This is a genomic window from Streptomyces sp. NPDC002057 (assembly GCF_040296665.1).
Lineage (GTDB): Bacteria > Actinomycetota > Actinomycetes > Streptomycetales > Streptomycetaceae > Streptomyces.
This window is the reverse complement of sequence record NZ_JBEOXR010000072.1, coordinates 15,570-35,749: the sequence shown is the minus strand read 5'-3', so window position 1 is coordinate 35,749 and position 20,180 is coordinate 15,570. Positions and strand designations below refer to the sequence as shown.

Below are 20,180 nucleotides of genomic sequence, written 5' to 3'. Positions count from 1 at the left end.
ATGCCGCCCCTGTCGCCGACGCCGTAGAGCTTGCCGTTCTGGACGCGGAAGTCGATGCCGACCAGCTTGGTGTCGCCCGACAGGCCGGAGACCTTCCCGAGCGACCAGCTCTCGGCCGGGTTGTGGACGTCGAAGCCGACGAGACGCTGGTCCGAGGTCAGGCCCACACTGATCAGGCGGTGACCGGCGGCGCGGTCCTGCGGGACGAAGGGATCGCCGCCCGCCGCCGTCGCCGAAACCGCCACCGAGGAGAGAAGCGAAACTGCCATCGTGGCAGCGGCCACAGCGGTAGCGACGACTCGACGAGTACGCACAAGAGGACTCCGTTCAGTCAGCGAGCCTCCGTCATGAGGCGCGTCTGCGGATCCTTCGACACCTACAGGGCGCCAGCATCGCCGCTGCGGTCCGTAACCCCTCCAACAGCCCGCAAAAGTCCTACCACCACGCCCACCGGGAGACCAACCACCACCAGCCGCGGGCCGGCAGCCCGTACCGGCAGGGGTGACGGGCCGAGCAGCTTGCCGGTGTGGGGCAGGGCCCAAGGCAGCCTCGACACACTTCCCGCCGGATTCCACCGGGCGGGGCATCGTCCGTTGGTCAGCAAGCAGCGAGGGGCTCAGCGGGTTCATCGCGGACTGGCAGGAAGGCCTGGGGCGGGCGGTCCCTGCCGCAACGCTTCCCGTTGCTCGCCGACGCCCGCCTCGCGCTGCCCGCCAACGCGCCACCGGCGCCCACGACCCCGTACCGAGGGCCCGAGCAGAGAGGTGAGCAGCAGGGTGGCCCGTTGTATGGCGGGGACTTCACCGCCGCTACGGCACCGGCGTCGCCTACCGGGCAGCGGACACTGAAGCACACCACGTGGCCGACGTTCCTGTCCGAACTCGGCGGCCCCTTCTTCCACAGGGAACGGTCCTCGTCAAAGCCGGCTGGCTGTCCGCCCCGTGAGCCTTTGCGCAGGCGAGCGGCCTGGCTGTCACTCATCTGAGGGATCGTGTCGTAGATGCCCCCACCGCCGCAGGTACTCGCGCACGGGTCCGCTGCTGTACGCCTTGTCAGCAGGCCTGCCGTTTGGATCAGGTCGGAATGCGGATCCCTGCGCCGCCGACCCTGATCCGCCGGTCACCCGCCCGCAACTCCACCGTGAGGACGCCGGGGCGTCCCATGTCCTCCCCCTGGTGGAGGGTGAGGACCGTCGCCTCGGGCACGAGTCCGAGCTCACGGGCGTACGCGCCGAAGGCGGCGGCCGCCGCCCCCGTCGCCGGGTCCTCGACCACACCGCTCACCGGGAACGGGGCGCGGACGTGGAAGACCTCCGCCGAGGCGCGCCAGACCAACTGCAGGGTCGTCAGGTCGAGCCGGTGCATGAGGGCCTCCAGGCGGGCGAAGTCGTACGCCAGGTGGGCCAGGCGCTCGCGGCTCGCGGCGGCAAGGACCAGATGACGGGCGCCCGCGAAGGCGATGCGGGCAGGCAGGGCGGGATCGAGGTCGCCGGCCGGCCAGTCGAGCGCGGCGAGTGCCTCTGCCAGGTCATCGGCCTCGACATCCTCGACGTGCGGCTCGACGCTCGTGAGCGTGGCCCGCAGCGCCCCGCCCTCGCGCGTGACGGTGACCGGCACGGTCCCGGCCTGCGTGGTGAACACCAGGTCGCCGGGGCCGATGCGCTCGCCGAGGGCCACCGCCGTCGCGACAGTGGCGTGACCGCAGAAGGAGACCTCCGCCTTCGGGCTGAAGTAGCGGATGGTGTACGCGCGCCCGGCGTCCGACGCGCCGGAGCCCGCTCCCTCGGACGGCGCCGTCAAAAACGCGCTCTCGCTGTAGCCGACTTCGGCGGCGATCGCCAGCATCTCCTCGTAGCTGAGGCCCGTGGCGTCGAGAACGATTCCGGCGGGATTGCCCCCCTCGGGATCTTCGGAGAAGGCGGTGTAACGCAGGACATCGGGGGTTTGCCGTACGGAGTTCATGCCGGGCCAACGGCGTGGATCCCCGAGTAGGTTCCCCAGATAGGACCGTATCGAAGCTCCTCTCCGCGGTTCCTGCTCACGCCGTGCGAGTTCTCTCTCGGATGGGTGTGTGTGGTTGGCCGGCGCCTGTGCCACCCGCTTCGGCGGACTGAGCGCGCCGGCCGCTTTCATACCCGAACCCGCCCGGCCGTCTCAGGCCCCGACGGATGCGTGACGACCGCGACCGACAGGTCCAGGACGAGCGTGCGCAGCCTGGCGTCCTCGGCGCGCTGCTAGCCGTACACGCCACCTGCGACTACGGTCACCCGGACGGGCCCCTGCCGGGCCCGGCGAGACGGGAGAGACACCTAAGCGCGACACCGGATGGGTCGTGGCGGCGGACCCGGAGTGGGGCGTGGACACCGGGTGGGGCGTGGACACCGGGTGGGGCGTGGTCTGTGAGCCCGAGTGGGGCGCGGCCGGCTGATCCCCGCCCCGGGGGGTCGATGACGTACCGAGGGCACGCCGTGCGGCGTGCCCTCAGCCGATGCATCGGCTAGGAGCTGTCCGGCCGATCATGGTCGGAGTCGACCTCTCTGAAGTCGATTGCCCGAACCCCGTTGGCGCGCGACCATCACTGGATGGATCGGGTGGAGGCTCTGATGGTGGTGCGGGTTGTGCAGACGTGTTCCGCCTACCCGTCCCAGTGGGATGCCTGGACGGAAAAGGGCCAGTACCTGTCTCTCCGATATCGGCACGGTGCAGGCCGCGTCGAGCGGCATCCTGGCCCTGACATCGACACACCGGAGTCCTGGAATGAGGGCCTCTCGGAACTCCTGACCGAATGGGACGACGGCACCGGGAGCGGCGTCATCAGCCTTGAAGCCTTCCTCGCGGCCTCTGGCCTGGTGTTGGCTCCAGGCGCATCGGTGAGATGACGTCGTGAAGGCGCGGTCATGTTCGGAGCCAGATGACGACGGCTGCCGCCGTTGCGGTGCCGAGGAAGACGTAGCCGCGCTTGTCGTACCGAGTGGCAACGGCTCGGGCGTGCTTGAGCTTGTTGATGGCCCGCTCGACGGTGTTGCGCTTCTTGTAGCGGTCCTCGTCGAAGCCTGGTGGCCGTCCGCCACGCAAGCCTTTGCGTAGGCGCGCGCGGCCTGGCTGTCGGTCTTCTCCGGGATGGTGTGTCGGATGCCGCGGCGTCGCAGGTAGTCGCGGCAGGGCCCATTGCTGTAGGCCTTGTCCGCAGCGAGACTGTCCGGCTTCTTGCGGGGCCCGCCTGTCCCGAATCGGGGAACGCGGATCTTCTCCAGGACCGGCTTGAACTGGGTGCAGTCCGCTCGCTGCCCTGGCGTGACGACCAGGGACAGCGGACGGCAGCGGCCGTCCGCGCTCAGGTGGAGCTTGGTCGTGAACCCGCCGCGCGAGCGGCCCAGGCCCTTACTTCCAGCACCACCTCCACTAAGCGGGCGAGGAGGCTCTGCCACGGCGTCTCGCCCTGGTGTTCTGCTGGCATGTCCCCCTTTGAGGAGCGAGCCGACGGCGGATCGGTGCGGGCGCCGGCGGCATGCTGGTGGGCCCGCACGATGGTGGAGTCGACAGAGATGCCCCAGTCGATCTCACCCGCTGCATCGGCCTCGGCCTGGACGTGCTGGAGCAGGCGTTCCCAGGTTTCGTCGGCCGACCCACCGGTGGTGTCGTTCGTAGACCGTCTTCCGCGGCCCGAACCGTTCGGGCAGGTCACGCCACTGCACGCCGGTCCAAACCCGGGGAAAGATCCCGTCGATCACCTACCGGTGGTCCCGCCACCTACCGCAACGCCTGTTGCTGACCGGCAGGAACGCCTGCAGCCGTTCCCACTCGCAGTCACTCAGATCGCCCCGCCCCATGTCCCCGTCAACGAGTCCGAGGCGGAGCAGTCGCATGATCGGCCGGACAGCTCCTAAGTGCCGGACACCGAAGCCCGTGAGGAGATGCGCGTCCGGCACCGGAAAGTGTCGTGCCGGCGAGGAGGTGGTTCTGGCGCCGGTGTCAGGTCAGTAGTCGATGGCGAGGGCGGCCACCAAAGTTCCGCCTTCGTCGATGACTATGGCCGGGCCGGCGTTACGGGAGTTCGCGTAGGTCAGCGCTTGTCTGTGCAGGGGACTGTTGAACCAGACCGTCATGATCTGTGCCGGGGTACTTCCGCTGCCGCCCTTGAACAGCACCTCGTGACCGCAGTGGATGAGGGTGTTGTTCACCAGGTTCTTCTGTGCACAGGTTCCGGCGTGTCGGGCTTCGTCGCTTCTCAACCGTACCTCGACCAAGCCCATCGCCCTGCGCCGTTCATTCAGGGCGTCCACCAGTTCCGACTCGGCGGCCGAGGTCGGTCTCGAAGCCATGGGGCTTGCAGCGCGCGGGGGGCTGGACGGGGCCGTCGTGGCACGGGACGTGTCCGAAGGGAGTGGCGGTGAGGGGGGCAAGGAAACGGAGGGTACGCGTCGGCCCTTCGCAGATCTCTCCGTGGTTCCCTTCGAGGCGTGCTGAGTCGTGGCCGAGGGCGACACCGAGACCGACGGGGACGCGGTCGCCATCGGGGACGGAGTCAGGGTCGGGGGTTGGGCCGGGGAGATGGGATTCATGGCCGAGTCAACGGGCGCGGAGCCCGATGTGTCGATGGGCGAGGTCGCGTTGGCGGCCTCTGACACGGGTGCCGCTTCATTGCCTTCATGCGCGGCGAGGGTCACACCGGCGAGGACCCCGGCGCCTGCTATCACCGCGACCGTTGCCCCCACAGCGGGGAGAACGACCACCTTGCGGTGACGCCCGGCTCGTCGGGTTCTGATCCTGCTCGGCAGTGGTTGCTGATCAGTCATGGATTGCTCCAGGTACGAAGCTTGGGTCAGGCCGGGTACCGGGCTTCGCTCGCACCGGTACCCGGCCTGGATCGGGTCACCCGAGGGGGTGGGTCAGTTGATCGACCACAGCTGGAGCGTCGATCCGGTGTCCGTCTGCTGGGTGACGAGCGCGCCGTTGGTGGTGGAGGCGGTGGTGAGGAGTAGTCCGCTCCGCGCCGAGGCCACCTTGTACGTTCCGTTCGGCTGGGCGACGGCGTTCCAGCGCTGGTTGGCGGCACCGTTGCACGTCCACTGGATCACCTTGGCGCCGGCGGTGGTCGAGGCGTTCTCGACATCGGCGCAGAGGCCGGACTGGACGTTGGCGATCTCGTAGGTGCCGTCGGTCTGCTGGGTGAACTTCCAGGACTGGTTGGTGCCGCCGCTGGGGGTCCAGGTGACGAACTGGGTGCCGAGCGCGGTGCTGTGGTTGGGGTTGTCGAGGGCCTTGCCGCCGCTGACGAGCGTGTGGTTGCCGTTGAGCGTCGGGGCGGCTGCCCCGGTCTCGGTGAGGCTCAGGACCTGCTCGTTCGCGGTGCGGGTGCCACCCACGGCATTACCCGTCGTGTTGGTCCAGGAACGGGTGGGGGTCGTCTCGGCGAGCCGGCCCGACGTGTTGGACAGGCCGATCACCAGACCGCTGTAGCGGTTGACCAGGCGGTAGCTGCCGGTGGGGGCGTCGTCGGTGGCGGAGGCGCCGGGGATGACGAACCACTGCTGTCCGACGGTGGGGCCGCCCGCGGGCATGGTGGTGACCGTCGGCTTGGTCCCCCAGGCGCGGCCGGCGTTGGCGGAGGAGTCCACCCCGAGGAGCTGGCCGGTGGAGGCGTTGGCGATGCGGTGGGAGCCGTCGCCGTTGGCGGTGAAGGCCCACGACTCCAGGGAGGAGCCGGTGGCCGCGGAGACGGAGGAGGTGGCGGTACCGCCGGCGACCTGGGTGAGCACCCGGCCGTTGGCGGCGGCGATCCGGTAGGTCTTGGTGGTGTCGATCAGCGCGGCGGGGGCGGAGGACTCGATCGAGAGGTTCACGTACTCGCTGGACTTGCCGCCCGAACACCCGAAGGAGCAGTAGGAGCGGAAGTTCTTGCCGACGATGCCGGAGCTGGTCTTGTTCACGCTGTCGAGGAACCACCGGTACCACGAGGCGTTCTTGTAGGTGCCCGTGTCTCCGAGCCGGAACCACTTCTGCTTGGTCAGGTCGTCGGTGGCGTAGATCTCCTGGGACGCGTCGCCGCTCTGGTCGACGTTCTGCGGCTCGCCGATGTAGAGCCCGAGGTACGCGTTGTAGGTGATGTCCATGACGAACATGGGAGATGTCGCCGGCATCTTGTCCGCGGCGATCTGCTCCTTGATGGTGCCGGTGGTGAGCGGGCTGTACTCCTTGGCGGGAGGGGTGTACCCGGTGGTGCTGGAGGCACCGACGGGAACCATGTTGCTTTCCTTGCCGCCCTTGCCGGGCTGCGACCAGCTGCCGTCGTACCACTTCTGCCAGGAGGCGGGCGCCATCTTGTCGGCGATCGGCGCGCGGGCCACGTGGCTGTAGAACGCCTCCCAGCCGCCTCCCTTGGTCACGATGCGCGAGCCGTAGAAGGCGTAGAAGTAGCCCGACGCGGTGTCGACGAAGAGCCGCTGGTCGCCGTCGCCGTAGTCATAGGTCTGCTGCGGGAAAGCGGTGGTGTCACCCCGGGTGGTGCTGTACGGCGAGGTGATGACGTGGTCCTTGATCGACCACGTCTTGCCCTGGTCCTTCGAGACCGCGTAGTCGATGGCGTCGAAGTGAAGGCGGTCACCGAAGGGCTCGGGGGTGAACTCGTTGTGGACGAGGCCATACCAGTCCCCGGTGTCCGGGTCGACCCACACACCGGCCAGGTCGCAGTAGTTCCGGTGGGCGTAGCCCGTGGTGTCAGGCGCGTACGTGGACTTCAGGCCGGTGGGGCTGTTGTTGCACCGCCAGGTGGTGTCGTTGTTCTTGTCGTTGGCGTTCGCCGGGTTGACCGCGTCGCTGATGGTGCTGGAGCGGGTCGCGGTGTCGAAGTTCGTTCCGGTGAAGAAGTCCCACTTCCGCGAGTCGCTCGCCCCGTAGAGGGCGTGCGCCTGCTGGAAGTAGAAGGTGCCGTCCTTGTCGATGTACGGCGCGGCCGGGGTGTCGTTCGGGTGGGTCCACGACCCCTTCGTCCCGACGGTGACGGTGTAGGTGGCGGCCTCGGCCGCCGCCGATGCCGGCGCGGGCGTCAGGGCGGTGCCGCCTGCGGCGGCAACGGTCAGGGCGACGAGTGCGCCGACCAGCCGTTGTCTGGGAGCTGACACAGGTACTCCTTGTGTGGTGGGGGGGATGCAGCGCGATCGGCGCCGGCGTCCGCAGGGATGGGAACTCCGGCAGGGCCGACCGGGGGTCCGGTCCGTCCTGCCGGCACCCGCGGGCCGCGCCGGTGCTCTGTACGGCCCCGGTACCCGCGGCGCTGCGCACGGGGGATTCCGACGGGTACCGGGGAGTGCGTGGGTGCCCGCCCTCGATCGGCGGAGCACGGTGGTCCTCACCCCGCCGACCGGGCCGGGCATGGGGACACGAGGATGTTTCCGGGTGGAGCGGACCCGGCGGTCGCCGGAGCGGGGCCGGGCGGGGAGACCTGAGGGGGCGTGCGGTGGAGTGGAGTGCGGTCCCGCCGGGTCGTTCGCCGGGAGGGGCGACGCGGTGGCCGTGGGCCGGGGCCGCGAGCGCTCGTCCGGCTGCGGGTCGAGCATCCTGGTCGTCACGTCGAACCGAATCCGGATTCCCGAAGGGCCCGGACGGGATCGGCGCGAACGGCAAGGCGGGGTACATCGGGGGAGCCTCGGAGCGTCGTCGGCGGGACCGGGTTACGGGCCTGCCGACAGAAGGGAACGTACGGCTCCTTTGACCGGTAAAACAAGGGCCTTGGCAAAATTCCTCGACAGAATCAAACAGATGTGGACGGCAAGCGTCCGGAGCCAAGGAGGCGGTGCCAGGGCGGCGTTGACCGGGGGCAGGGGCGGGGATACGTTGCTGACCTCGGCTCCGACCGGTCGGATGAGGATCCCCATGGTGACGATGCAGGACGTGGCACGACGAGCCGGCGTCACGAAACAGACGGTTTCCAACGTCGTCACGGGCCGGGTCGGCGTCCGCCCGGTCACGGCGGCACGGGTGCGGGCCGCGATCGACGAGCTCGGATACGTGCCGAACCTGGTAGCCCGCTCCCTCGCCACCGGCAGCACCCGCACGGTGGGCCTGTTCGTCCCCACTGTGGGCACGGCCTTCTACGCCGACCTGGTCGAGGAGGCCGAGGACGCGCTGGACGAGCACGGCCACCACCTGCTGCTCTGCACCACCCGCCAGAGCGGCGAGCGAGCACGCAGGCACCTGGCGGGAATGACGAGCCGGTCGGTGGACGCCCTGCTCATCGCGGGTGACCAGGACCTGTCCGACCATCTTCCGCTGCTGTCCGAGGCCCGCTTCCCGGTCGCCCTCTGCGCCTGGGAGGCCGACGCGCCCGAGCAGTTCCCCATGGTCACCGTCGATTACGAGGAGGGCGGCCACCTGGCGGGACGCCACCTCCGCGACCTGGGGCACGAGCAGGTCGCCATCCTCGCGAGCCCCGCCCACGCGCGGCGCGTGGAGGGGTTCCGCAGGGCGTTCGCCGAGACGGGCCGACCCCTGCCCGACGACGCCGTCCACCTCGCCCACGAACCCTCCTACCACGGCGGGTTCGACGCGGCCGTGGCCGCCCTGGCCGCCGCTCCCGGCGTGACCGCGTTCTTCGCCACCCATGACGTCCTCGCCGTCGGCGCGCTGGAGGCGGCCCGCGTCGCGGGCCGCTCCGTTCCGGAGGACCTGTCCGTGGTCGCGTACGACGACTGCCCCGCCGGACCGTCCTCCCGGCCCGCCCTCACCAGCGTGGTCCTGCCGAGGCGCCGGATGGCGCGCGAGGCCGTGGCACTCCTCCTCGACGCGGCGGGCGGCGGGGAGCCGGCCCCCCGGCACCGGATGCTGCGGCCCGAACTCGTCGTCAGGAACAGCACCGGATCGGCCCGGCCCGGGCACGCCGTACCCCGGTAGTCAGGCTGCGGACACCGCGGGCCGACGCCGTGTTGCCCTCTGTCATCGATGCCAATGACCGAACGGTCAAAGTCGGGGGTGGGCGATCTTCCGGGCCGACCACTGTGGGTACGGTATGTGGTCGATACCATAGAGGGCCGACCAGGAGGAGGGACCGGTGGCGACGGCGAGTTCCGGCAACGGACGGGCACCCGGCATGGCAGATGTGGCACGGGTCGCCGGCGTCTCGGCGCAGACGGTCTCACGCGCCCTCGGGGGGCACCCCAACGTGACGCCGAGCACCCGTGCCAAGGTCATGGCGGCCGTGGAAGAGCTGGGCTACCGCCGCAACAACGCCGCGCGCGTACTGTCCTCGGGCCGCAGCCGCACCCTTGGTGTGGTCACCCTGCAGACGAACTTCTACTCGCGTGCCGCCGTGACCTCGGGCATCGAGAACGCCGCCCGCGCCGCCGGCTACACGGTCAGCACCGCCACCACCGCCTCCCTGGACACGTCCGCCATCGAAGGGGCGCTGACCCGGCTGGCCGAGCAGGATGTCGAGGGCGTCATCCTGTCGGTGCCTTTGATCCACACCAGCGAGCGAATCGACCAGCTCACCCGAGCCACTCCCACGATCACCATCGACGGCTCGCGCACCGACGCCACCGAGGTGGTGGCCGTGGACCAGTTCATGGCCGCGAAGCTGGCCACGGAGCACCTGCTCGACCTCGGCCACGAGACCGTCTGGCACATCTCCGGACCTCAGGAGTGGCTGGAGGCGGCCCGCCGCCGGGAAGGGTGGCAGAGCGCGCTCGAAGCCGCCGGCCGCTCCGTACCCCCACCGATGGAGGGCGACTGGTCCCCCGCGTCCGGGTACCGCAACGGTCTGATCCTGGCACGTATCCCGGACGTCACGGCGGTCTTCGTCGCGAGCGACGAGATGGCGTTCGGGGTCATCCGGGCCCTGCACGAGGCAGGCCGGCGCGTGCCCGAGGACGTATCGGTGGTCGGCGTGGACGATATCGAACTCGCCGAGTACTGCTCGCCGTCGCTGACTACGGTGGCACAGCCATTCGAGCAGATGGGGGCGCTTGCCGTGGCCTGCCTCCTGCGGCACATCGCCGATCCGGAATGCGCCCCCGACACCGCGCCCGTGGAACCGAAGCTCGTGGTCCGTGCGAGCACCCGGTCCGCGGGGACGAACGGTGGTGCCGCCTCCCGGACGTCTTCGGACACCTCGGCCGTCTCCGCCCGCTCCTGACGCGGGCCCCCTCCTCACCCGTCCGCTGACGCCCACCCACAACGGGATTCGCCTAGCGCCGTGCTGTGCTCGCCCGGACGATGAGGACGGGTTCCACCGACGCCGGTTCGGGCGCGGCCTCCGGATCGTCGATGTGGCGCAGGAGATGGCCCACCGCCAGTGCTCCCATCTGCTCGAACGGCTGCGCCACCGTGGTCAGTGAGGGCGAGCAGTACTCCGCCAGCGCGATGTCGTCGACACCGACCACCGAGATGTCGTCGGGGACGCGGCGGCCGAGCTCGTGCAGGGCACGGACGACCCCGAAGGCCATCTCGTCGCTGGCGACGAAGACCGCCGTGACGTCCGGGATCCGGCCCAGGATGAGTCCGTTGCGATAGCCGGACGAGGGAGACCAGTCGCCCTCCAGGACGGGCGGAACTGTGCGCCCCTCCGCCGTGAGCGTCTCGCGCCAGCCATTCAGTCTGCTGGCCGCGTCGAGCCATTCACCGGGGCCCGAGACATGCCAGACGGTCTCGTGGCCGAGGTCGAGCAGGTGCCTCGTCGCCAGTCGGGCGGCCTGCGACTGGTCCACCGCCACCACCTCCGACATCGGCGTACGCGATCCGTCGACGGTCACGGTGGGCAGAATTCCGGTCAACTGCTCGATGCGCGGACTGACATGGATCAGCGGGATGGCGAGGACGATGCCCTCGACCCCCTGGTCGGCCAGCCGGGTGAGCACGTCCTCGACGGCGGAGGTGTCGAGCGAGTCGGTCGAGGCGACGGACACCGAGTATCCCGCCGCCCGTGCGGCGCTCTCGATCCCGGACGTCAGTGTCTGGCGCGAGTAGTACGTCGTCTGCAGGGTGACCAGGCCGATCGTCCGGCTCCGCCCCGAGGACAGGATCTGTGCGGCGCTGTTCTTGCGATACGCGAGCCGGTCGACGGCGACGAGCACCCGCGCGCGGGTCTCCTCACGCACGTTGCGGTGCCCGGACAGCACCCGGGACACCGTCTGCGCCGAGACGCCCGCGGCCCTCGCCACATCGGCCATGCCTGGCGGGCGTGCGCTCGCTTCCGCTCCGTCCATGCCGCTTCCGGACCCTTCCCTCGCCGTGCGCCGCGAGGCGGCCGATTGATATCGACATCATGCAGGTGATGTTTGGTCAAGAGCAATAAGTGAGCCAGCTATTGGCATCGATAACATTCGGTGTCATAGTTCCGGCCATCAGCTCATGATCTGCATCCGTGCCGGTCCGGCTGTCACCCCCCACCCCCTCAGCAGACCCGACCCCTTGTGTCCGGGTCTGACCTTGCGCATCCAAGGAGCGGCCGTGAAGGCATCCCGCACTCGCATCGTCGGCACAGTCGTGGTCTCAGCTCTCACCCTGGCGCTCGCCGGATGCTCCGCGGTCGGCGGATCGGACGGCGGATCGACCTCGGGATCGGAAGGCGGCGAGTCCGCGGAGCTGACGTTCTGGGGCTGGGCCCCCGGCTACGCGGACGCCGTCAAGGCGTTCAACAAGACGCACCCCGGGATCAAGGTCACGTACCAGGAGGTGCAGCCCGGCGCCAAGGGCGGATATCAGAAGATGCTCAACGCGGTGCAGGCCAAGAACGCGCCCTGTCTGGCCCAGGTGGGTTTCGAGACGCTGCCGAGCTTCGCCGCCCAGGGCGCCCTCCAGGACGTGTCGGACGTGGCCCGGCAGGACACGGCGGACTTCCTTCCGGCGGGCCTCCACGCCGTCTCCCTGGGTGACGCCCTGTACGGAGCGCCCGTGGACACAGCACCGATGGCGCTGTTCTACAACAAGAAGCTCTACGACTCCCTCGGCCTGAAGCCCCCGGCCACCTGGGCCGAGTACAAGGAGCAGGCGAAGAAGATCCACGCCTCCGGTCCGGACCGGTACATCTCCTCCCCGTATCTGAACTACGACTACGCCGGCCTCGCCTGGCAGGCCGGGGCGAGCTGGTTCGGCGTCAAGGGAGACGCCTGGAAGGTCGACGTCGCCTCGGAGGCCAACCAGAAGGTCGCCTCCTACTGGCAGGGCCTGGTCGACGACGGGGTCATCAGCCCCGCGCCCATGTACGACCAGGCGTGGTACACCGGTCTCGGCAACGGCAGGATCGCCACGGTCGTGGGGGCCGTCTGGCAGGCCGGTGTGATCAAGGGCGGCGCCAAGGACGGCGCGGGCGACTGGGCTGTGGCACCGATGCCTCAGTGGAAGGCCGGCGAGTCGGCCGCGGGCAACGCGGGCGGCTCGGCCACCGCCGTCCTCACGGGCTGCGAGTCCACCAAGGCTGCTTGGACGTTCGCCCACTGGCTCAGCACCGACCCCACCACCTACGGCGACCTGGTCACGAAGGCGTCGCTGTACCCGGCCGCCTACGGGTTGAAGGATCTCCCGCAGCTCAAGGCCAAGGACCCGTACTTCGGCGGCCAGACGATCTACGACGTCTTCGCGCCGGCGTCCAGGAGCGTCTCGGCCGACTGGACCTGGGGTCCCGTCATGGCCAAGACCACCGCGGACCTCGACGACGCGCTCGGCAAGGCGTGGGCCGGCAAGGGCACCTTCAAGGACGCGCTGGACTCCACCCAGGCCAAGACGGTCGCCGAGCTCCGCAACCAGGGACTGCAGGTGACCGAGTAGCCCTGCCCACAGACAGGCGGCCGACTCCCCCACGGTCGGCCGCCCCTCCCCACCCTCGGCTCGGACTGGAAGCGAACCAGTGAGTACACGACACAGAACGGCGGAAACCGCCGCACCCTCACGAACGGGCAGATCGCCGTCTCGGCGGCGAGCACGGGAGACCGCGTTGAACAGGCGCACGCTGCTCCTGTTCGGCGGACCGTTCGTGGCCCTCTTCCTGGCCATGTACGTCGCCCCCATCGTCTACGCGACCGTGAGCAGTCTCTTCGTCGTCAGGCGCTCGGGGCTCGGGCTGACACCGCCCACGAGGGAGTTCGACCCCTTCCACAACTTCGCCGTGGCGTTCTCGGACGCGGACTTCCTCGGCGGGCTCGGGCGCGTCGCCCTCTTCTCCCTGGTGCAGGTGCCGGTGATGCTCGGCCTCGCACTCGGCCTCGCCCTGCTCATCGACGCGAAGTCGGCGCGCGGCAAGGGCTTCTTCCGCCTCGGCGCGTTCCTGCCCTACGCGATCCCGGGGGTGAGCGCGGCCCTGGTCTGGTCGTTCATGTACTCCTCCGAGTCCAGCCCGGTCAACCACCTCCTGGAGCCCCTCGGCCTCCGGATCCCGTTCTTCGACGGCGGCGTCGCGCTGTGGTCGGTGGCGAACATCGTCACGTGGAGCTGGACCGGCTACAACATGATCATCATCTACAGCGCGCTCCAGACCATCCCCGCCGAGGTCCTGGAGGCAGCACGGGTGGACGGGGCGTCCGCGCTGCGGACCGCGTGGAGCATCAAGATCCCGGCCGTACGCAGCTCACTCGTCCTCACGGCGGTGTTCTCCCTCATCGGCTCGGCCCAGCTCTACAACGAGCCGGCCGTGCTCCAGCCGATATCCAGCGGCGCGATCTCCTCGGCCTTCACCCCGATCATGTCGGCCCAGGCGGCGGTGTCCGCCGGCAACTACCCGTACGCGGCGGCGCAGTCCGTGATCCTCGCCCTCTCGGTGGGCGTCCTGTCCTTCGTGTTCTTCAGACTGACCACCAGGGGGGAGACGGCATGAGAGGCCCGACCCGAGGCTCCGGACCGTCCGGAAGCAGGTGGGTGACGACCGCGGCGGGCCGAACCGCCGTCCTCGCACCCCTGCTGATCTCCACCGTGTACTTCCTCTTCCCGCTGTGGTGGCTCCTCGTCGCCGTCACCAAGCCCTTCGGCCACCAGTTCAGCGGGAACGGCCTCTGGTTCGACGGATTCGGCCTCGTCGACAACGTCGCCCGGCTTACCGCTCAGAACGACGGGATCTTCTGGCGCTGGATGCTCAACAGCGTCCTGTACTGCGGCATCGGCGCGCTCGCCGGAACGCTGCTGTCCGCCATGGCCGGGTATCTGCTCGCGAAGTACGAGTTCTGCGGCCGCGGAGCGCTCTTCGGCGCGGTACTCGCCGCCGTACTCGTCCCGAAGATCCTCTTCACGCTGCCGCTGTACCTCATGTTCTCCGGGATCGGTCTGATCGACAACCCGCTCGCCGTGCTGCTGCCCAGCATCGTCAGCCCGTTCGGGGTCTATCTGGCGCGTGTCTTCGCGGTCCAGTCGATTCCCGACGAGGTGGTCGAGGCCGCACGCCTGGACGGGGCCGGGGAGTTCCGCATCTTCCGCACCGTCGCGATGCCGATGATGCTGCCGGCGCTCGTGACCGTCTTCCTCTTCCAGTTCGTCGACATCTGGAACAACTACCTGCTGCCGGCCATGGTGCTCAGCGACGACCACCTCCAGCCCGTCACCGTGGGCCTGGTCGGCTGGAACGCCAGTCACGGCGTCGCCGTACCGGCTCCGCTCGTGGTCATCGGCTCGCTCGTCTCGGTCGTCCCGCTGGTCATCGCCTTCCTGTGCCTCCAGCGCTTCTGGCGCGCGGGCATGACCGCCGGAGCCGTCAAGTGACTCGTGCATCCGGCCCGCGGGCCGGATGCACGAGCCAAGGCTCCGACGCCCGCAGACCGCGTCGACCGGGTGTCCCCTCTGGATCCGCAAGCCTCTCCCCCCTCCCTCACCGGACAAGGAGCTTTCCTTGACATCCCCCCACACCTCCCGGACCTCGCTCGAAATCGCCTCGCAGCCAGGCGTCTGGACACGCGCGGCCACGTCCGCAGCCCTGTACACGGACTTCCTGCCCCGCCGCGGCGAGCGGGTGGCCGTCGTCGGATGCGGCACCTCCTGGTTCATGGCCCTCGCCTACGCGCGGCTCCGGGAGTGCGGTGGCCACGGCGAGACCGACGCGTTCGCCGCCTCCGAGTTCCCCGACGGCCGTGCCTACGACCGGATACTCGCCCTCACCCGCTCCGGAACCACGACCGAGGTCCTCGACCTGCTGGCGAAGGCCGAGGGCACCGTCCCGACCATCGCCCTCACGGCGGACCCGTCGACACCCGTCATGGACACCGCCGACGAGGTGGTCGTACTCGACTACGCCGATGAGGAATCGGTTGTGCAGACGAGGTTCGCGACCACCGCGCTGGTGCTGCTGCGCGCCCATCTGGAAGCCGAGCACGCGCTTGCGGCCGGAGTGCGTCCGCTGACGCGGGCCATTGAGGACGCGGTTCGCGCGCTCGGAGTGGAACTGGACGCGGAGGTGAGCAGCGCCGAACAGTTCACCTTCCTCGGGACGGGCTGGACGTACGGTCTGGCGCTGGAGGCCGGCCTGAAGATGCGGGAGGCCGCGGGCGCCTGGACCGAGGCGTACCCGGCCATGGAGTACCGGCACGGCCCGATCAGCGTCACTGGCCCCGGCCGGGTCGTGTGGACGTTCGGCCCGGCCCCCCGGGGCCTCGCCGACGACGTCGCCCGGGTGGGAGGCCTGTTCGCCGCGGCTTCCGGCGACGGCGCGGACGACCTGGACCCGCTGGCCGACCTGATCGTCGCCCAGCGTCTCGCGGTACGGCTCGCCGAGGCCCGGGGCTACGACCCCGACCGCCCGCGCAACCTCACCAGGTCCGTCGTCCTCAAGGGCAGCCGTGCGTCATGAGGGCCCGGCCCGTGAGTGCGTGATCGCCCTCGACGTCGGCGGTACGAGCATGAAGGGGGCACTGCTCAGCGACGCCCTCAGGCCGCTGGGCGTCATCCGCCGCCCCACCCCGGGTGGTTCGCGGCCGACCCAGGCCCTCGACGCGATCGCCGCCACACTGCGGGAGCTCGACGCGCGAGCGGAAGATCGGTGTATGACGGTCCGGCACATCGGGACGGTGGTACCCGGCATCGTCGACGAGGAGTCCGGGCTGGCGGTCCGCTCCGTCAACCTCGGCTGGGCCGACCTGCCGCTCGCCCGTCTGCTTACCCGGGCCACTGGTCGGCCCGTCGTCGTCGGTCACGACGTCCGCGCGGGCGGCCTCGCCGAGTTCCGTGCCGGTGCCGCGCGCGGTGTCCGCGACGCCCTCTTCGTCCCCGTCGGCACCGGCATCTCGGCGGCCGTGCTCAGCGGCGGCCATCCCCTCGTCTCCGGGGGATACGCCGGCGAGCTCGGCCACGTCGTGGCGGACCCGGGTGGCGCGACCTGCCGGTGCGGCGGCCGGGGCTGCCTGGAGACCGTCGCGTCGGCCGCGGCGATCGCGGCGACGTACACCGCCCGCTCGGGTACCAGGGTCGACGGCGCCGCGGACGTGGCCGCCCGGGTCGCGGCCGGCGACCCGATCGCCGTCGCGGTGTGGAACGGGGCCGTCGGCGCGCTGGCATCAGCGCTCGCCGACGTCAGCACTCTGCTGGCCCCCGAGCGGATCGTGCTCGGGGGAGGCCTCGCCCAGGCGGGAAAGCTGCTGCTCGACCCGCTCCGCGTACGGCTCGCGGACCGGCTCACCTTCCAGCGGCGCCCAGAACTGGTCCGCGCCGCCTTCGGCGACGAGGCCGGCTGCCTGGGCGCGGGCATCCTCGCGTGGGAGGCCGCGGGGGTCCGCCCCCGGCTCGGACCGGAGACCAGCCGTGCGGGCGGGAGCACGCTTCGGGCGCGACTCCCACAGCAACGACGGCCCGGTGCCGCCAGGCCCTGATCCGCCCCACTGCTCGAGTTCCTCGCCACCGCCCTGGAATCCTCGCCGTGTCCCACGACCGTCGCCGGACGCATCGCGTTCCGCCAGCCACGTGTGGGCGTGGCCCTGCAGGACACGGTGATCCCCCGTCCCCGGGCGGGCGCAGCGGGGTCCGCAAAACGCTCCGTACCGCTGAATCCTGGAGAGACCCATGCCCCTGACGTCCACCGACGCCATCGTCGACCCCGCCTACAAGGCCAACTCCGGTGTGGGTGCCTTCAACGTCGTACAGATCGAACACGCCGAAGCCATCATCGCCGGGGCGGAGGCGGCCGGACTCCCGGTCATCCTCCAGATCAGCGAGAACACCGCTCTCTACCACGGCTCACTCGCGCCACTCGGCCTCGCCTCACTCGCCCTCGCGCGTGCCGCCACCGTGCCCGTGGCGGTCCATCTCGACCACGCCGAGTCGGCCGGTCTCATCCGCTCGGCCGTCGATGTCGGCTTCACATCCGTGATGGTCGACGCCTCCAGGCTTCCCTACACGGAGAACGTGGCCACCACCCGGGAGATCACCGCCTACTGCCACCGGGCGGACGTGTGGGTCGAGGCGGAGCTCGGTGAGGTCGGCGGCAAGGACGGCGCGCACGCCCCCGGGGTGCGCACCGATCCGGAGGAGGCGCGGGAGTTCGCCGTCGCCACCGCCGTCGATGCGCTGGCCGTCGCCGTGGGTAGCTCCCACGCGATGACGAGGCGTGACGCCACCCTCGACTTCAAGCTCATCGCCCGGCTCAGGAAGACCGTCGACGTTCCCCTGGTCCTGCACGGCTCCTCCGGAGTGGACGACAAAGACCTCGCGAGGGCTGTCGACGCGGGCATGACCAAGGTGAACATCTCCACCCACCTGAACAGGATCTTCACCCGGACGGCGCGGGAACGACTGGCGGCGCACCCGGACCTCACCGACCCCCGGACGTACCTCGGACCCGCCCGGGACGCGGTATCGGCCGAGGTGGCACGACTGTTGGTCCTCCTCGCGGACCGCTGACGGCTCACAGCTCGCGACGACGCGACCCCGGAGAAGACGGCGAGAGGTCACACGGAGGGATCGGCGAGTGGGAACCGCCCCTGTCTATCCCGCCCCTTCGGTGCCGATCTCAGCCCAGACCGTCTTGCCCTCGCCGACATACCTGACTCCCCAGCTTTCGGCCAGGGAGCCACAGATCTGGAGGCCCCGCCCGCCTTCGTCCACGGCCTTGGCATGGCGCAGATGAGGGGCGGTCGGGGCGCTGTCGGTCACCTCGCAGATCAATGTGCGCTCGCCCCTGATCAGTCGCAGGGTGATCGGTGCCGCTCCATAGCGGATGGCGTTCGTCACGAGCTCACTGACAACGACCGACACCGCAAAGGTGTCGACGGCTATACCCCAGTGGGCAAGGCGCTCGTCGACGTGTCGACGGGCCGGGCCGACGGCCGAGGCGTCCGGAAGAACGGGCCATTCGTCCAGATCGCTCTCGGGTAGGAGGAGCGTCCTCGCGACGAGCAGCACGCGATCCCTGGCGAGCAGCGCTTCCACCGCGTCCGCCGTCTCCTCACGTCCGTTCCCGGGGTGCCCCAGCGCGGTCACCAGCTGCTCCGTCATAGGCCCTTGCCCGTCCGCCGATGGCGCCGACGCGAGGCACAGAATGCTCTCTTCCGGCAGCACCTGCGTGGTGAAGGCGAACGGGGGCCCCTCGGCGCCCAGCAGAGGAGCTCGGCCCAGCGGGTCGATGTCCACCGAACCGTCGGGCCGGACGACGGCGAACAGTGATCCGCCGGCGCCCGCCGCATCGATGCGTCCGCTGACCGGATCGTGCACCACATACGTACAGCTCGCCGTGGTGTCCTCGGCTCCGACTGCCGGGCTCGCCTCACGGGCGAGCTGCAGCGTGGTGGCGTGCAGCCTGGCGAGAAGTTCGTGCGGATCCAGATCAAGCGTCGCCAGGCTGTGCACAGCGGTCCGCAGTCGGCTCATCGTCGCGACAGCGCTGAGGCCGGGCTGTTCGACCTGTCCGACGACCAGCCCCACCCGGGCGCCTGGCAGCGAGATCACGTCGTACCAGGACCCCGCTCCGCTGCCGCCCGGCCGGTGGCGCTGCGCCACCTCGACCGCCCGGTGGGTCGATGCCTCCTGCCGCAGCGGCCAGCTCTGAAGCGCCGTCATGACGATGTGCTCGCGGGTGAAGCGGAGGGCATTCTCCAGGCAGGTGGCGGTGCGTGCGGCGATGCCGCCGGCGAGGACGAGGTCGTCGGACGTGTAGGGCTCCGATCCGGGCGCGCGCCGGAAGTCCACCACCCCCAGGAACTGCCCCCGTACGGTAAGGGGTGCCACGATCCGCAGAGCCACGGGACCCTCGGGTCCGGGCGGCGGCAAGGTCGGCACCGTCGGCAGCTCCTCGCCGAACAGCCCGGGTAGCAGCAGGACTCCGTCGTGCGGCAGCTCGGTGTCCCGGCCTCCGGTGGCGGCGCAGCGCAACAGTGGGGCGGAGCCACGAGGCGGCAGATCCGGGCTCCCACCATGCAGGACGACGTCGGTAAGGGCGACGAGGGCCGAGTCAGCGAACGCCGGAACCGTCACGTCGACCAGCTCCGCAGCTGTCCTTCCCACGTCGAGACTGGTGCCGATCCGTTCTCGCACCGTGTGGAGCAGGTTGAGCCTCTCCCGCGCCTGCTCCCGCTCGGTGACGTCCACCGCAGTCACGACCAGCCCCAGCGGCTCCCCGGTCCGGTCGTGGTGGCGATAGATGGAAACCGAGAAGATGTGCTCCCGCAGGGGGTCGGCCGGTGGGTGGAAGCGTTTCAGCATGTCCCGTGCCGGCCTGCCGGTGCGCAGCACTTCCCTGAGGATGCTCTCGTCGACGGGTATGCCCACACGGCCGTAGCTGTCGACCACGGGACGCCCGACGATCTCCTCCTCGAAAAGACCGCGCACGCCGAGCGCGTACGCGTTGACCCGGACAAGGCGAAGGCTACGGTCGAGGACGTGCAGCCCGACGGAGGACTGAGTAAAGACGGCGTCCAGGACGGCCTCATCCAGCGCCGCGACGTCGCGCTCCGCCCTCCACACCCCCCAGACCGCTCCGTCCGGACGGTCGGGGACACGGGCGAGGAGCCAGCGCCCGTCTTCAGGAAGGGTAGCGAGGACGTCGACAACGGTCCGTCCCAGGGCGTCCGCCGCCCGGCGGCTGAGCAGGCGCTCCGCAGCATCGCTCCAGCTCATCACCTGCCCGCGCCCGTCCACTGTCAGCAGCGGCGCGTGTCCTGACGACATCGGCGCCTGCCCGTCCCCGGGGTCCACGTTCCGTACGTCGACGTCCCGTATGTCCACCCTCTCACCTGCGGGCGACCGGCGGAACACAGGACGTCCAGGGCGAGGGGTGCGGCAGGTTCA

Annotated in this window: 15 protein-coding genes and 1 pseudogene; 9 read left to right on the top strand and 7 right to left on the bottom strand. The window is 70.2% G+C overall.

What is annotated here, in order from left to right; translation table 11 throughout:
- Both ABT129_RS34950 and ABT129_RS34945 read right to left on the bottom strand, forming a co-directional pair.
- A partial coding sequence (locus ABT129_RS34950; RefSeq protein ID WP_351909725.1) for a DUF4394 domain-containing protein occupies positions 1-269 on the bottom strand: 269 nt, incomplete at its 3' end.
- An 804-nt stretch (positions 270-1,073) separates the two neighbouring features.
- Positions 1,074-1,961 carry a PhzF family phenazine biosynthesis protein gene (locus tag ABT129_RS34945; protein ID WP_351909723.1) on the bottom strand — a complete coding sequence of 296 codons (888 nt, stop codon included), beginning with the start codon at positions 1,959-1,961 and terminating at the stop codon, positions 1,074-1,076.
- A 620-nt stretch (positions 1,962-2,581) separates the two neighbouring features.
- On the opposite strand from ABT129_RS34945, the gene ABT129_RS34940 reads away from it, so the two are divergent.
- Positions 2,582-2,878 carry a hypothetical protein gene (locus tag ABT129_RS34940; protein WP_351909721.1) on the top strand — a complete coding sequence of 99 codons (297 nt, stop codon included), beginning with the start codon at positions 2,582-2,584 and terminating at the stop codon, positions 2,876-2,878.
- Between the two features lie 16 nt (positions 2,879-2,894).
- Here the strand turns inward: ABT129_RS34940 and ABT129_RS34935 are convergent.
- From ABT129_RS34935 to ABT129_RS34925, 3 genes and pseudogenes are all read right to left on the bottom strand, one after another.
- Positions 2,895-3,829 (bottom strand): annotated as a pseudogene (locus ABT129_RS34935) (IS5 family transposase).
- Between the two features lie 147 nt (positions 3,830-3,976).
- Complete coding sequence (locus ABT129_RS34930) at positions 3,977-4,180, bottom strand: ferredoxin reductase domain-containing protein (protein WP_351909719.1); 204 nt, start codon at positions 4,178-4,180, stop codon at positions 3,977-3,979.
- Between the two features lie 708 nt (positions 4,181-4,888).
- Positions 4,889-7,120: an RICIN domain-containing protein gene (locus tag ABT129_RS34925; RefSeq protein WP_351909717.1), complete on the bottom strand. Its 2,232-nt coding sequence runs from the start codon at positions 7,118-7,120 to the stop codon at positions 4,889-4,891.
- 760 nt (positions 7,121-7,880) lie between these two features.
- Between ABT129_RS34925 and ABT129_RS34920 the strand changes: the two genes are divergently transcribed.
- Entirely contained in the window at positions 7,881-8,888 is a 1,008-nt protein-coding gene (locus ABT129_RS34920; protein WP_351909727.1) for a LacI family DNA-binding transcriptional regulator, read from the top strand.
- A 196-nt stretch (positions 8,889-9,084) separates the two neighbouring features.
- Positions 9,085-10,128, top strand: a complete 1,044-nt coding sequence (locus ABT129_RS34915; RefSeq protein ID WP_351909715.1) for a LacI family DNA-binding transcriptional regulator — start codon at positions 9,085-9,087, stop codon at positions 10,126-10,128.
- A 52-nt stretch (positions 10,129-10,180) separates the two neighbouring features.
- On the opposite strand, the gene ABT129_RS34910 is transcribed toward ABT129_RS34915, so the two are convergent.
- The gene (locus ABT129_RS34910) at positions 10,181-11,161 is read right to left on the bottom strand and encodes a LacI family DNA-binding transcriptional regulator (protein ID WP_351909713.1); all 981 of its coding nucleotides are present in this window, start codon (positions 11,159-11,161) and stop codon (positions 10,181-10,183) included.
- Between the two features lie 280 nt (positions 11,162-11,441).
- Here ABT129_RS34910 and ABT129_RS34905 point away from each other — a divergent pair, with 280 nt between their 5' ends.
- The 6 genes from ABT129_RS34905 (at position 11,442) to ABT129_RS34880 (ending at position 17,798) form a co-directional block, all read left to right on the top strand.
- On the top strand, positions 11,442-12,758 hold the full coding sequence (locus ABT129_RS34905; protein WP_351909711.1) for an ABC transporter substrate-binding protein: 1,317 nt from the start codon (positions 11,442-11,444) through the stop codon (positions 12,756-12,758).
- 166 nt (positions 12,759-12,924) lie between these two features.
- On the top strand, positions 12,925-13,800 hold the full coding sequence (locus ABT129_RS34900) for a carbohydrate ABC transporter permease (RefSeq protein ID WP_351909709.1): 876 nt from the start codon (positions 12,925-12,927) through the stop codon (positions 13,798-13,800).
- Positions 13,797-14,675, top strand: a complete 879-nt coding sequence (locus ABT129_RS34895; RefSeq protein ID WP_502982005.1) for a carbohydrate ABC transporter permease — start codon at positions 13,797-13,799, stop codon at positions 14,673-14,675. The genes ABT129_RS34900 and ABT129_RS34895 overlap by 4 nt, the downstream gene beginning before the upstream one ends.
- 127 nt (positions 14,676-14,802) lie before the next feature.
- Positions 14,803-15,756 (top strand): SIS domain-containing protein, encoded by a 954-nt coding sequence (locus tag ABT129_RS34890; protein ID WP_351909705.1) that lies wholly within the window; start codon positions 14,803-14,805, stop codon positions 15,754-15,756.
- A gap of 19 nt (positions 15,757-15,775) precedes the next feature.
- Positions 15,776-16,771, top strand: coding sequence for an ROK family protein (locus ABT129_RS34885; protein ID WP_351909703.1), 996 nt, complete (start codon positions 15,776-15,778; stop codon positions 16,769-16,771).
- 190 nt (positions 16,772-16,961) lie between these two features.
- Complete coding sequence (locus ABT129_RS34880) at positions 16,962-17,798, top strand: class II fructose-bisphosphate aldolase (RefSeq protein ID WP_351909701.1); 837 nt, start codon at positions 16,962-16,964, stop codon at positions 17,796-17,798.
- A gap of 84 nt (positions 17,799-17,882) precedes the next feature.
- Here ABT129_RS34880 and ABT129_RS34875 read toward each other — a convergent pair whose 3' ends face one another.
- Entirely contained in the window at positions 17,883-20,117 is a 2,235-nt protein-coding gene (locus tag ABT129_RS34875) for a SpoIIE family protein phosphatase (RefSeq protein ID WP_351909699.1), read from the bottom strand.
- Positions 20,118-20,180 lie beyond the last annotated feature (63 nt).